The organism is Roseateles sp. (assembly GCF_049240545.1).
Lineage (GTDB): Bacteria > Pseudomonadota > Gammaproteobacteria > Burkholderiales > Burkholderiaceae_C > Paucibacter_A.
Genome location: NZ_JBMLSK010000321.1, coordinates 1 through 12,308 on the forward strand (window position 1 = coordinate 1; position 12,308 = coordinate 12,308).

Sequence of the window (12,308 nt, forward strand, 5' to 3'; positions counted from 1 at the left end):
TTGGTCTGGAAGGCGATGCCGTCGATGACGCCGATGATGTCGGCGATCTTGCGCGAGCTGGCGCTGATGTCTTCCATGGTCGACACCACTTGCGACACCACCTGGCCACCGCGCGCGGCCACTTCGGCCGCGTTATTGGCCATCTGATCGGCCTGCCGGGCCGAATCGGCCGACTGGCGCACCGTGCTGGTCAAGGCATCCATGGAGGCGGCGGCTTGCTGCAGATTGCTCGCCGTTTGCTCGGTGCGTTGGCTCAGGTCCAAGGTGCCGGTGGCAATCTCGGCGGAGGCGGTGCTGATGCTGTCGGTGGACCGGCGCACCTCGCCGATGACGCTATGTAAATGGGCGCGCATGCTGACCAGTCCTTCGATCATTTGCCCCAGTTCGTCGCGGCGCGGTGCGGGCATGTCGGTGCTCAGGTCGCCTTGGGCGATGTGGCGCATCGACTGCTCCACCTGCTGCAAGGGCTTGAGTACGGCGCCCAAGGTGTACCAGGCCATCACCAGCAGGGCGACGGTGCAGACCACGCCGCCGGCGACACCCGCGCCGACCAAGGTGCGGCTGCGGTCTTGTGCCTGGGTGTAGGCTTGCTGCGACTTCTTTTGCGCCAGGGGAATCAGGGCCTGCAGGGGTTTGATGGCGCTCTTGTGCATGACCGGCCAGTCTTCTTCCAGCACCGTGCCCAAGGCGTCTTTGTTCTTGGCGGTGTAGGCCGCTTCCAGCTTGGCCAAGGTGGCGTCGATCACCGACCAGTTGGCTTCGAGTTGCTTGAACGGAGCTTGCGCTTCCTCATCGTCAAACACTTTCTGTGCCAGCGGTTGCAACTCTTTCCAGGCTTCGCCCAAGCCCTTGCGGGCTTCTTTCAAGTGGTTCAAGGAGCCAGGAATGGGCAGTTGATCGAGCAAGACACCAGCGGTGCGAAAACGCACTTCAAGCAGGCTGTTCTCGATTTGCATCAGTTTGACCAAGCTGACGCTGTCCTCCTCGTAGAGTTCGCTCAAGGCGCTCAGATTGATACGGTTGGACAGAATGGCCAAGCCGGCCACCAGGCTGACGCCCAGCAAGGCCAAACCGGCCAAGGCGAGCAGGCGGCCCTTGATACTGATGTGAATGTTCATGCGGGTGCTGCGGTGAGTAAGCAAGGAATTGCGGCCCCGGCGCTAGATTGGCGATCCGGGGCCCAGGCGCTCAGGCTTATTGGGTCGGCAGACCCTTGGACACCCATTCGGGCATGCCGCCGCGGAACCAGTTGATCTTGGTGTGGCCCGCTTTTTGTGCCAGGACCGAGGCCTTGTAGCTCTTCCAGCACTCACCGGCATTGCAGAAGAACACAATCGGCGCGGCCTTGTCAGCAGGCAGCTTGCTCAGGTCGAACTGGTCTTTGCTGGCATCAAAGTCAGTGGCCTTGGCGCTTTTTTCCTTGTAGGGCACGCTCTTGGCGCCCTTGATGGACTTTTCGGCGTACTCAGCCGCCACACGGGTGTCGATCACTGGAACGCCCGAATCCAGCAGCTTCTTGGTCTCAGCAGCGTTCACGACCTTCACGCCCGCCAAGCTGGTGGGAGTTTCATTGGCATGGGCGCTGAGCGCCAGACCCAGATTCAGGCTCAAGCCCAATGCGGCGCTCAGGGCCAGTTTGATGCAATTGCGTTTGGTGCTCATCTTCACGGTACTCCTTGGTTTGGAAGGCACAAGGAGGAAGCGAGCCGTTGAGTGAACGGATCAATCGACGACGAGCGTCTGACTTATGACTGAGCGCCGCGCACGAGTTGGCGGGTCACTTCTTCCCTGTAGCAGCCATATCGGAGGGCACCCCAAGGACTTGAGGTGAATCTTGGCCGTCCGTGCGTGCAGCGGAAGAACGGCGTTAGTTGTGCGCTTCGCGCATCCTTTAGGCTTTTGTTCAGCTAGCGTCCGGGCAAAAAAACAGGGCATTTCGACCCGAGCGTGGCGCCTACTCAGTAGGTGCGCCCACCCTTGAACTGCGCATGCTGGCGGCGCTGCAAGGTGGTGCTGCGGCTCATGGCCGCGAAGCTGACGCTGGCATGGGCATGCATGATGGCCAAACCCAGGGCGTCGGCCGCGTCCTTGCCGGGTTCAGACGGCAAGTTCAAGAGCCTTTGCACCATGTGCTGCACCTGTTCCTTCTTGGCATGGCCATTGCCGACGATGGCTTTCTTCATCTGCAAGGCGGTGTATTCCGACACCGGCAGGTCCTTGGACACCAAGGCCGTGATGGCCGCACCCCGCGCTTGGCCCAGCAACAAGGTGGACTGCGGGTTGACGTTGACGAAGACGATTTCCACCGCCGCGCATTGCGCCTGGTAGCGCTCGGTCACTTCTCGTACGCCGTCAAAGATGATCTTCAAGCGGCCCGGCAGGTCGCCAGTCGCCACCGCGCTGGTCTTGATGGTGCCGCTGGCCACATAGCTCAGTCTCGGGCCATCGGCGTCGATGACGCCAAAGCCCGTTGTTTGTAGGCCGGGGTCGATTCCAAGTATTCGCACGGCAGTCGTCTGATGTCGGGTGGAAAAGGGGACAGGGTTTTGGCGCGAGGTGATTGTCTAGTGTCGCAGCAGCGGTTCTGACTAGGGCAAGAGCGCTACGCTCAAGCTGCTGGCGAACAGGCCCAGCACGACCGGCAGCCAAATGACGCGCTCGCGCCGACTCGGCGTGATGGCGTTGAGCACGCAACCCAGGGCGCAGTAGCCGACCACGCCCCAAATCCATGTTTGCGCCTGAGCTTGATAGGCCGTGAGCGCAAATCCGCTGCCCGCCAAGACGATCAAGACCAGGCCCGCGAAGACCAGCAAGGAGATGAATGGAATCCACCGGGCACGCCGGGGCAAGGCGCCTCGCCACTTGCCTCCCAAGGTGAACTCTCCCCAAGGTGCGCCCAGGATCAAGGCCAGTTGAAAGGCGCAAACGCCCAGCGAAAGCAATGCAAAGAGCAAGGCGGCGAGGGCGGATAGCGTCATGGCAAGGCAAGCAAAAGAAAGTGGCTGCGGCATGCGCCGCTGCCGCAGTCTACGTGCGGTGGAGCCCTGTGCTTCTCATACCGCTCGCGGCGCCAGTCGCCTTCAGCAAGTCTTCATTTGCAGCGTTCAGACTGTGCGATGGGCCTCGGCTGGCTTGTCGCTTGCGCCCGGGGCGATCCGATGGAACTAAGAAAACTTGGGGGTGAGGATGAACCGAGTCTGTTCTCGCGTTATGAAAGGCTTGGCGGCCTGTTTGTTGGCGGGTTGCGCCGTGCCTGAGGGCGTGTTGAATTTGAGCAGCGCAGAGCCTGCGCCGCCCCGGGTGCTGAATGCCACCGGCCCGGTAGTGGTTCTGCAAGCCGGCCTGGGGGATGGGGCCTCCAGCTGGCGCGCCTTGGAGCGCGGGCTGAGCGCGAAGCACACGGTCCTCGCGTTGGATCGGCCCGGTTATGGCGCAAGGCGGTGGGGGGATGGGCCGCGCGACCCTTGCACGGTGGCTGCCGAGTTACGTGCGCAGCTGCAAGGCGCAGGTCTGCAGCCGCCCTACCTGCTGGTCGGGCACTCCTTGGGTGGGCTGTACCAATGGGCGTATTCGCGCCTCTACCCCGAAGAGGTGGCGGGTCTGCTCCTGATTGAGCCCACCCATCCCGAGCATTGGCAACGCTTGCAGGCGCAGGTGCCGGCCCTGGCGGGCTTTGTTCGATTGATGCGCGTCAGCAGCTTCGGCATGGCGGCGCGGCGCGAGTTCGACGATCAGGCCGAGTGCAACACCCGCCTGCTGGCAGCGCGCCCGGCCCAGATGCCGTACAGCCGTCTGTTGGTTCGCGCCCGGTTCAGCAATCCGATGGAGACCGGCGCCTTCGAGCAGCTGATGCGCCAGGAGTGGCACGACTGGCTGAAGCTGAGCGGTGCTGCAACGGCCGAGCCGGTGGCCGACAGCGGCCACTACCTGCATCAGGATCAAACCGCCCAGGTGCAGCGTGTCATCGAGGCCATGGCGAGCCAAGCGCAGCCGGGCCGGGCCGCGCGCTGAAGCGCGAGGCCAGCGAAATCGTGAGGGTCGCGCGTCTTCATCGAACCTTCAGCTGAGACTCAGAAGCTCTTCAGCCAGGGCTCGCAGCATGGCGGCGTGTTCGCTTGGAACATGCACTCACGCTGGATTGGACGCTTCTCATGTCACGCAACGCTTCGCTTTCTTCGTCACCCTTGCTCTCGCGCCCCCTGCTGGTCGCCGCCACCGCGCTGCTCTGTGCCTGCGGCGGCGGCAGTGATGAGCCCAAAAAAGCCGCCGACAAACCCCGCACCTTATTGAGCCATTCGGCCTATGCCAAGGCTCAGAGCTTCACCGGCCTGCAGCAAGCACAGCTGCTGCGCTACCGCATGCCGGCGCTGAACGGCGGGCAGACCGAGACCGAGGCTTTGTTGTTCCTGCCGAGCGCCCGGCCGGCCGCTGGCGATGTACCGCTGGTCGTCTGGACGCATGGCACGGTCGGTGTGGCCGATGCTTGCGCACCCAGCCGCAATGCCGATACGCATATTGACAAGCCCGAGATCCAGGCCCTGCTCAATGCCGGGTTCGCGGTCTTGGCGCCTGATTACGAAGGCCTGGGCGGGCCGGGGGCACACCCCTATCTGCATGTGGGCAGCCTGGGCCAGTCCGTCACCGCAGCGGTGGAGGCCGCACACCAGTTGCCCGGCCTTCGCTTGAGCAAGCCCTGGGCGCTGATCGGCCATTCACAAGGCGGCTATGCCGCCCTGGCAGGTGCCGAGATGTCGGCTCGCATGGATGCAGCCTATCCGCTGCGCGCCACCGTGGCCTTGGCGCCCGCCTCCGACCCCGCGCGCATGGCGGCCGAGTTGTTTCAGCGGATCGACGACTTGCAATCGAGCTTCAGCGAGCAGCCCAGTGAGCAGCTCGCCGACGCCCTGGTCGGAACGGTCTACCAACTGGCCGCCAATGGCACCATGCTCTCGCTCGGCTTGCTGGCCCAAGATCCTAGTTTGAAGGTGGAGCAGCTGATGGAAGCGAGCTTCTTGCCGATTGCGAAACTGGCGGCCGATGACACCGTCTGCCAAGCCTTTGAGGATGCCATTGAGCAGGACTTGAAGCGCCATGTGAGCAGTGGCCAAACCCTGTCCGCCTACCCCAGCGTCAAGCGCAGTGCCTTTCTGAGCGAGTCCATGAGCAAGGCCCTGAGCAAGAATCGCCCGGGCCAGGTCAAGCTGCAAAGCCCGGTCTTGGTGGTGCAAGGCGTGCTGGATGATCAAACGCCGATCAAGGCGGCGCGTGAGCTTGTGGCCGAGATGCAGCGCGTGGGCAGCTCGGTGCGTTATATCGAGGTGCCGGACGGCAGCCACGGCAGCATCACCCAAAGCCATATGCCCGAGGCGATCGCTTTCATCCGTGAGCGCCTGAAGCCCTGAGTGGCTGGGGCTCGCCGCTTCAGGCGTGCAGGGCGGCTTGGCGCGGCAGGCGCAGGCTCACAAGCAAGCCCCCGCCTGGGGCATCGTCCAGCTGCATCTGCCCGCCATGCGATTGCAAGACGCTGCTGACGATGGCCAAGCCCAGGCCGCTGCCGGCTTGGCTCTCGCCCGGCAGTCGGGTGAAGCGTTCCAGCACGGCGCTGCGCCAGGCCTCGGGGATGCCGGGGCCTTGGTCGCTGATGCTGGCGCACAGCATCTCGCCTTCGGCCCAGAGACGCACCTGCACGCTGCTGTGGGCGGGGCTGTACTTCACCGCGTTCTCCAGCAGATTGCTGAACAGCGAATGCAGGCCATCGGCATGGCCCACCAGATGCAGCGCGTCGTTGCAGGTCTCGCAGCTCAGGCTGATGTGGCGCTGCCGGGCTTGCGGCTCCACCTCGGCCATCACCTCGGGCAAAAGCTGGGCCAGGTCGAGCGTTTGTTTTTCAGCCTGCTGGCCCTGGGTGTCGCTGCGCAGCAAGCTCAGCAACTGATTGATCAAGTGAATGGCGCGCTCGCTGCTGCGCTGCATGCCCAACCACAGCGGCTGGTGGCTTGGGTCATGCGCAAGCGCCGCCAGGGAGTCCGCATACAAACGCAGCGCCGCCAAGGGGGTGCGCAGCTCATGGGCGGCGTCCGCCACAAAGCGGCGTTCGCGGGCCCGCGCCTCGCGCAGCTCGTCCAGCAAGCGGTTGATGGCGTGCAAGAGCGGGCGCAGCTCCTGCTCGCGCGCCTTCAGGTAGATGGGGCTCAGGTCATTGGCGTCGCGGCGGGACACTGCTTCGCTGAGCCGCCGCCAAGGCCGCAGGGCCCAGCGCACCGACAACCAGCTGGGAATGATCAGCAAGGGCAGGCTGAAGCCCAGCGGCAGCAACAGTGAGGCCAAGCCTTCATTGCTGAGCAGCACCATGCTCAGATGCCGGGGGATCAGAAACGACACCCGCAGATCGGCGCTTGCTACCGCTCCCGCTGCCGGGGCTGGTGTCTGTACGGTCAGTACCTGCCAGCCCAGGCTGCCATCGTCCACACGCTGCAGCCCCGGCGGGTAGGGCCCGTGAAAGCGCTCGGGCAATCCGGCGCTGGCGTAGATCAACTGACGGTCGCTCCAAGCCAGCAGGCTGATGCGGCGCAATGGGTCGTCCTCGCCCTGTTCGGTGCGATTCCATTGGTCCACCTTGTCCAAGACCTGGCGCAGGGCCTCGGGTCGATCCGCCAGATGTTGGGCGCTGCTCAAGATCGCATCGGCCGCAGGCACCAGCTTGAGGGCGGACGCCTCTGACAAATCGGAGCGCACGCCTATCATCATCAGCAGCGCCCAGATTCCACACAACAGCAAGGCCTGGGCCAGCACCAGGCCGCGCAGCATCGAGGGTTCGGTGAAGCGCCTCCATAGGCTGGCTGCGGCACGGCGCAGCGGGTGGCCGCTCATGTGGGGGGCACTGGCTTGCTGGGTCGCTCGATCACATAACCCACACCGCGCACGGTGCGGATATAGCCTCCGCCCAGCTTGCGGCGCAGGCTGGAGATGTGCACATCCAGCACATTGCTCTCCGCCTGGCTGCAGCCCAGGGCTTGTTCCTCCAGAAAGCGCCGGGTCAAGACCCGGTCGGCGCGCTTGACCAGGATCTCCAGCAGCCGGTACTCGCTGGGCGAGAGCTCCAGGGGTTGGCCGTCCAGGCTGACGCGCAAGGAGGCCTGGTGAATCTGCAAGCCGCCGAGGCTCAGCACTCCTTCTTGCAGGCCGTAGCTGCGCCGCGCCAGCGCGCGCAGGCGCGAGAGCAGTTCCTTCAAAGCAAATGGCTTGAGCAAGAAATCATCGGCCCCGCCGTCCAGGCCGCGCAGGCGTTCATCCAAGCCGTCACGGGCGCTGATGATCAAGACCGGAGGCATCACTTCCCGCGTGCGCAGCCAAGCCAGCAGGTTGTGGCCATCTCCATCGGGCAGCCCCAGGTCGAGCAGCAGCAAATCGGGCATCTGGGCCAAGACCTGGCCTTGGGCATCAGCCAGGCGCCGAACCCAGCACACGCGGTGCCCCTCGGCCTCACAGGCCAGGCGTATGCCTTCGCCCAGGTCCAGGTCGTCTTCGATCAGCAAGACATTCATGCGCCGATTGAAGCAGAGTCATCTGAAGAAACTGTGAAGCTCAGCGCGAGATCGGGGGGGGGAAGGTCTTGTGGCCTACAAAGACAGCTCGAAATACCAGCGCACCGAATGAAAGAACACCGGCGCCGCAAAGCACAGCACGGCGATCCGGTCGAGCAGGCCCACCGCGCCGGTGATGGAACTGAGGTTGCCCCAGCTGCGCACGCCCGCGTCACGCTTCAGCGCCTGCATCACCAGGCCGCCAAAGCTGCCCGCACCGGCGGCGATGAAGGCCATGGCCATGGCTTGCAGCGCATCGAACGGCGTGATCCAAAACAGCGCCGAGCCCATCAGGGCCGCGCCGATGCAGCCCAGCCACCAGGCCCGCATCGAGAACTCGCGGCTGATGTGCCGGGCCACCGGGCGGCGGCGCAGGCGCCGGCTGGCTGCCAGCTGCACAAACTGACCAAAAGCCACCACGGCGACCAAGAAGAACAGCAAAAAGGCGCCGCGCCCCAGATAGCCCGGAAACTCCAGCAACAAGAGCGCCGGCGCATGCGACAGGCCGTAAACGCAGACCATGATGCCCCACTGGATCTTGGCGTTACGTTCCAAATAACGCGCCGGGTCACCGGCCAGCGCGCTGGCCACCGGAATCGCCAAAAAGCTGTAGACCGGAATCAGCACCGAGAACAAATCAAAGTGCCGCCCGCCGGTCAGCGCGTATTGCAGCGGCAAGATGAAAAAGAAGGCCAGGATCAGGCTGCGGTGGTCGCCGCGCCGGGTGTGTAGCAAGGTGATGAATTCGCGCAGCGCCAGAAAACTCAAGATGCCGAACAGCAGCGTCGCGCCTAGCGGCCCCGAGACCCAAGCGGCCCAGAAGACGCTGGCGCCAAACCAGACCAGCTTCAACTCGCGCGCAAAGCGCTGACGGCGCAGGTGCCGGGCCTTTTGTGCCGCTTCATCCAGCTCGACCAGTGCCTGCTCGCGCAAGCCATTGATGAAGCTGCCGATGCTGGTCAAGAGCAAGAGGCCGAACAGGGCTACAAACAGCAGTCCGATCTGCTCGGTGGCCGTCCAGCGGCTCAAGGGGTTAGGGGCGGTCAGCCAGTCGGGCATGGTGAGGAAGGAGGCGAACATCAGTCCCAGCCTCCGCCCGGTTGTTGGGCCAGCACCGCGGCGCGGGCCCGTTCCAGAAAGGCGCGCTTGTCTTCACCGGGCTGCAGTTGCAGCGGCGCGCCGAAGGTGACGGTGCACAAAATCGGTACCGGCACCACCTCGCCCTTGGGCATGACGCGCTGCACATTGTCGATCCAGGTCGGGATCAACTTCACCTGCGGGAACTGCTCGGCCAAGTGATAAAGCCCGGCCTTGAAGACCTGCGGTTCGCCCTTGTTGGAGCGGGTGCCCTCGGGGAAGATCACCAGCGAGTCGCCCTGGCGCAAGGCCTCGACCAGCGGCTCCAGCGGGTCTTCATCCGGCGTGGAGCGGGTGCGCGATACATAAATGGCGTTGAACACAGCCGAGGTGATCCATGCTTTGAGCGGGCTGCTTGTCCAGTAGTCGCGGGCCGCGATGGGGCGGGTTTGCGCCCGCAGTTCGCTGGGCAGGGCGGCCCAGATCAGCACCCAGTCAAAGTGGCTTTGATGGTTGGCAAAGTAGATGCGCTGCTCCGCCATCGGCGGGCAGCCCTTCCAATGGCCTTGTGCTCCAGTGATCAGGCGGGCCAGGGCGGCCAGCAATTGGCCGGTGGCAGAGGCGAGTGACATGGCCCCATATTAGTCGAGTCCATGTGACCGTTGCCACCGACTTGCAGCATTAGGGCCAAGGCCCAAAGCTCAACGCTTGACCGCGCCAAACGGGTCGCCCGGCTTCCAGGCGGGCAGGCGTTCAGCGTCGGCGATGGCGCGGCCCAGATTGAGGGTGTATTGCGCTTGCTCGCGCATGCCCGAGAGGTCCCAAGTCGGGTCGTAGGTGTCGCTGGCCTGGTGGTAGCGCGCCCCGTAGGCGCGGCGCTTTGCAGTCTGCGCTTCGGCGTCGCCCAGGTATTGGCTGCCGCTGCTGACCGAGAAGGCCGGCACCCCGGCCTTGGCGAAGCTGAAGTGATCACTGCGGAAGTAAAAGCCGCCCACGTCCACGCGCGGCGGCGCAATGCTTAAACCCATGCGCTCGGCCACGCCTGCCGCCACGGTATCCAAATTGCTGCGCTCGCTGCCGTGGGCCCCAATGTCGCGGGTGCGGCCTACGAAGTTGAGCGTGTCCAGGTTCAGCGCCGCTGCGGTCTTGGCCAGCGGCCAGAGCGGGTACGCGGCATACCAGGCGCTGCCCAGCAGGCCTTGCTCCTCGGCAGCCACCCACAAAAACATCTGGCTGCGCCGTGCCGGCTGGCGCACCGCCGCTTGGGCCATGGCCAAGAGTGCGGCGCTGCCCGAAGCGTTGTCCACCGCGCCATTGAAGATCACAGTCTTGTCGCCTTGCACCTGCTTGCCCAGGTGGTCCCAATGGGCACTGTAGATCAGCAGCTCGTCTTTCAGCTGCGGGTCGGTGCCGGGCACGAGGGCGGCGATATTGTCTTGCTGCAGCGCGCGCGTGCGGGCCGCCAGCTTGCCGCTGAGTTTGAGCGCTAGGGGCTGTGCCTTGAAGTCGCGGCCTTCGGCGGCGAGGCGTTGCTGGGCCAGGTCCAGGCCTGCGGCTGCAAACAGCTTTTGCGCGGCGCCCTCACTCAGCCAGCCTTGCAGGGCCAGGCCCGGCTCTTTGCCGGCGAGCTGGAACTGCTCCGCCAAAGCACCTTGGCTCACCACCGGCCAACTGGTCAGGGTGGAGGCTTCGGTGTGGATGACCAGCACGCCCTTGGCGCCACGGCGCAGCGCTTCTTCATACTTGTAGCCGCGCCGGCCATAGATGGTCATGGCCTTGCCGCCAAAGCGGTTCGGCTCCGCCTCGGTGGGGAAGGGGTCGTTGGCCAGCACGATCAGGATCTTGCCGCGCACATCCAGGCCCTTGAAGTCGTCCCAATTGCCTTCCTCCGGCGCCGTGATGCCGTAGCCGGCGAAGACCAGCTCCGCGTCTTCAAACACATTCAGCGTCTGCCCATTGCCGGTGGAGAACACCCAGTCCGTGCCAAAGCTCAGCGGCAGGGCCGGTTTTTGATGGGCGGCCTTGATGCTCAGCTGGCTTTGCTCCAGCACCGTGCTCACGCCGATCAGTTGCACCGCCTGACGATAGCTCTTGCTTTGGCCATTGCCCGGCTGCAGGCCCAGCGCTTGCACCTGAGTTTCCAGATAAGCCATGGTCAAGTCGCCGCCGCGCTGACCGGTGCCCCGGCCTTCGAACAGGTCCGAGGCCAGCAGCGCCAGATGCGCGCGCAGCGGGGCTTCTTCCACTTGGGCGTGTTGAGCTTGAGGCTTGGCGGCGGGGGCTTGAGCTTGGGCCAGAGCGGGCAACAAGCCCACGCCGATGCAAGAGGCCAGGGTGAGAGCCAAGGGAAGTAAACGACTGAATTTGCGCATGATCCGTGCGAGCTTGCTGCTAGGGCGAAGCCGGCATTAGATCGTGTGAGCTCGCGCTGGGGCTTGCGGGCTATCCCCTAAGGCCGCATCTGTCGGTGTCTAGATTCGAAGCCTGCCCCAGTTTCCTGGTTCCCGGCGAACTCGGCTGTGTGCGAGCCTCGGTCATGCTTTGTCGCTGGACTCGTGGTCGGACTGCAGGTGCCACCACCGTGGGCGGCGAGAAATGTAGGAGTGATACCTGGGCGCAAATTCCAACAGGTGCGGCTTGTCAAGAGCCCCTGTGGCAATGGCGACAGTGGGTTCGTCGTCGATCGCGCCGATGGTGCAGCCGCAAGAACTGCAGAACGCTCGGCTGGAGTATGAAGAAGAGCGCCACGTTGAAGGCTTGCCGCCGGGCCCAAGCCACTCAACGCTATGCGCCGGGAACTCCACCCACGTCAGGGTGAGAGAGCCCGAGTGCTTGCGGCAGATTTCGCACGAACAGGTATGTGGCTTGCCGGGCTCGCCGCTTACCCGAAATCGGATGAAGCCGCAGAGGCAGCCGCCTTCGTAGTGCTTGGGTTTCATTGCTAGGACACAGAGGAGTTGGTGTTCATCCGCTGAAGAAGCGTTCGTACGCAGATTCAGCCGCCGAGCACGGCGGGCACAAAAGCAAGCGTTCCGTGGCATTCGTTGGAATGGGAGCGTGTCGCATTGTCGGCACTACAAATGGCGGTTTCTTGAATCTGGGGCTCGCTAGTCGCTGCCGAGAATGACGCCAGGCAAGTCGCAAAGGATGGGCGAGATGATGACAGAAAAGGCCAGGGGGCCCATTGCTCGATCCCGCCGAGGCGACGAAAGCCCTCTTGGTCTATGGACGTGGCGGCAATGGCCGTGTTGGCAGCGCTGAACAGGCCGAGCGTCAATACAAGGGTGAGGGCTCCGAACAAACGGCGGCGAGTGAATACAGTATTCATGCGGGCGACCTTGGCATCGAAAAAAGGCCGATGTCGGCCCTCGAAGTGGCTGAAGCTGCCGCACTGTAGGCAAGGCGCGCTGCTTCCTCAAGCCACCGATGACAGACTGCATTTGGGTATGACAGGCTGTGCCAAAGACGGCGCCAGGTCTTGCCTTTGGATTGAGGACTTGCCCCCGAGCTCATGGCACTGGGGCTTGGTCGGCCCGGTTCAGCGCGCCTCGGCCAAGCCCTGCGCCAGCGCCTCAAACACCGCCCGAATCCGCCGCGAGGTGCGCAGCTCGCGGTGCGTCACCAGCCAGATCGGGAACCGCACCGGCG

13 protein-coding genes are annotated in these 12,308 nt (G+C 64.2%); 3 read left to right on the plus strand and 10 right to left on the minus strand.

The genetic code is table 11. The annotated features are described in order from the left end of the window. The 4 genes from ACOVRJ_RS19765 to ACOVRJ_RS19780 form a co-directional block, all read right to left on the minus strand. On the minus strand, positions 1–1,118 hold a 1,118-nt coding region (locus ACOVRJ_RS19765), incomplete at its 3' end, for a methyl-accepting chemotaxis protein (RefSeq protein ID WP_422045541.1). A gap of 76 nt (positions 1,119–1,194) precedes the next feature. Beyond that, positions 1,195–1,662 (minus strand): rhodanese-like domain-containing protein, encoded by a 468-nt coding sequence (locus ACOVRJ_RS19770; protein WP_422045542.1) that lies wholly within the window; start codon positions 1,660–1,662, stop codon positions 1,195–1,197. Between the two features lie 296 nt (positions 1,663–1,958). Then, entirely contained in the window at positions 1,959–2,507 is a 549-nt protein-coding gene (gene ruvC / locus ACOVRJ_RS19775) for a crossover junction endodeoxyribonuclease RuvC (RefSeq protein ID WP_263537430.1), read from the minus strand. Positions 2,508–2,588: 81 nt separating this feature from the next. Next, on the minus strand, positions 2,589–2,978 hold the full coding sequence (locus ACOVRJ_RS19780; protein ID WP_422045543.1) for a hypothetical protein: 390 nt from the start codon (positions 2,976–2,978) through the stop codon (positions 2,589–2,591). A 232-nt stretch (positions 2,979–3,210) separates the two neighbouring features. On the opposite strand from ACOVRJ_RS19780, the gene ACOVRJ_RS19785 reads away from it, so the two are divergent. Further along, positions 3,211–4,011 carry an alpha/beta fold hydrolase gene (locus tag ACOVRJ_RS19785; protein ID WP_422045544.1) on the plus strand — a complete coding sequence of 267 codons (801 nt, stop codon included), beginning with the start codon at positions 3,211–3,213 and terminating at the stop codon, positions 4,009–4,011. 140 nt (positions 4,012–4,151) lie between these two features. Continuing rightward, the gene (locus ACOVRJ_RS19790; RefSeq protein WP_422045545.1) at positions 4,152–5,402 is read left to right on the plus strand and encodes an alpha/beta hydrolase family protein; all 1,251 of its coding nucleotides are present in this window, start codon (positions 4,152–4,154) and stop codon (positions 5,400–5,402) included. Positions 5,403–5,421: 19 nt separating this feature from the next. Here ACOVRJ_RS19790 and ACOVRJ_RS19795 read toward each other — a convergent pair whose 3' ends face one another. The 6 genes from ACOVRJ_RS19795 to ACOVRJ_RS19820 form a co-directional block, all read right to left on the minus strand. Beyond that, positions 5,422–6,870 (minus strand): sensor histidine kinase, encoded by a 1,449-nt coding sequence (locus tag ACOVRJ_RS19795; RefSeq protein ID WP_422045546.1) that lies wholly within the window; start codon positions 6,868–6,870, stop codon positions 5,422–5,424. Next, positions 6,867–7,544: a response regulator gene (locus tag ACOVRJ_RS19800; RefSeq protein ID WP_422045547.1), complete on the minus strand. Its 678-nt coding sequence runs from the start codon at positions 7,542–7,544 to the stop codon at positions 6,867–6,869. The genes ACOVRJ_RS19795 and ACOVRJ_RS19800 overlap by 4 nt, the downstream gene beginning before the upstream one ends. A 75-nt stretch (positions 7,545–7,619) precedes the next feature. Next, complete coding sequence (locus tag ACOVRJ_RS19805) at positions 7,620–8,663, minus strand: phosphatidate cytidylyltransferase (RefSeq protein ID WP_422045548.1); 1,044 nt, start codon at positions 8,661–8,663, stop codon at positions 7,620–7,622. Next, a complete protein-coding gene (locus ACOVRJ_RS19810; protein WP_422045549.1) occupies positions 8,663–9,292 on the minus strand; it encodes a lysophospholipid acyltransferase family protein in 630 nt (209 codons plus the stop codon). The genes ACOVRJ_RS19805 and ACOVRJ_RS19810 overlap by 1 nt, the downstream gene beginning before the upstream one ends. A 69-nt stretch (positions 9,293–9,361) precedes the next feature. Then, the gene (locus tag ACOVRJ_RS19815) at positions 9,362–11,032 is read right to left on the minus strand and encodes a M28 family peptidase (RefSeq protein ID WP_422045550.1); all 1,671 of its coding nucleotides are present in this window, start codon (positions 11,030–11,032) and stop codon (positions 9,362–9,364) included. A 162-nt stretch (positions 11,033–11,194) separates the two neighbouring features. Then, positions 11,195–11,701 (minus strand): GFA family protein, encoded by a 507-nt coding sequence (locus tag ACOVRJ_RS19820; protein ID WP_422045551.1) that lies wholly within the window; start codon positions 11,699–11,701, stop codon positions 11,195–11,197. 143 nt (positions 11,702–11,844) lie between these two features. On the opposite strand from ACOVRJ_RS19820, the gene ACOVRJ_RS19825 reads away from it, so the two are divergent. Then, positions 11,845–12,057: a hypothetical protein gene (locus ACOVRJ_RS19825; protein ID WP_422045552.1), complete on the plus strand. Its 213-nt coding sequence runs from the start codon at positions 11,845–11,847 to the stop codon at positions 12,055–12,057. Positions 12,058–12,308 lie beyond the last annotated feature (251 nt).

Coding starts and splice junctions, on each gene's coding strand:
- ACOVRJ_RS19770 (WP_422045542.1), bottom strand. CDS start 1,662: ATGAGCACCAAACGCAATTGCATCAAACTGGCCCTGAGCGCCGCATTG.
- ACOVRJ_RS19780 (WP_422045543.1), bottom strand. CDS start 2,978: ATGACGCTATCCGCCCTCGCCGCCTTGCTCTTTGCATTGCTTTCGCTG.
- ACOVRJ_RS19785 (WP_422045544.1), top strand. CDS start 3,211: ATGAAAGGCTTGGCGGCCTGTTTGTTGGCGGGTTGCGCCGTGCCTGAG.
- ACOVRJ_RS19790 (WP_422045545.1), top strand. CDS start 4,152: ATGTCACGCAACGCTTCGCTTTCTTCGTCACCCTTGCTCTCGCGCCCC.
- ACOVRJ_RS19795 (WP_422045546.1), bottom strand. CDS start 6,870: ATGAGCGGCCACCCGCTGCGCCGTGCCGCAGCCAGCCTATGGAGGCGC.
- ACOVRJ_RS19800 (WP_422045547.1), bottom strand. CDS start 7,544: ATGAATGTCTTGCTGATCGAAGACGACCTGGACCTGGGCGAAGGCATA.
- ACOVRJ_RS19805 (WP_422045548.1), bottom strand. CDS start 8,663: ATGTTCGCCTCCTTCCTCACCATGCCCGACTGGCTGACCGCCCCTAAC.
- ACOVRJ_RS19810 (WP_422045549.1), bottom strand. CDS start 9,292: ATGTCACTCGCCTCTGCCACCGGCCAATTGCTGGCCGCCCTGGCCCGC.
- ACOVRJ_RS19815 (WP_422045550.1), bottom strand. CDS start 11,032: ATGCGCAAATTCAGTCGTTTACTTCCCTTGGCTCTCACCCTGGCCTCT.
- ACOVRJ_RS19820 (WP_422045551.1), bottom strand. CDS start 11,701: ATGCCACGGAACGCTTGCTTTTGTGCCCGCCGTGCTCGGCGGCTGAAT.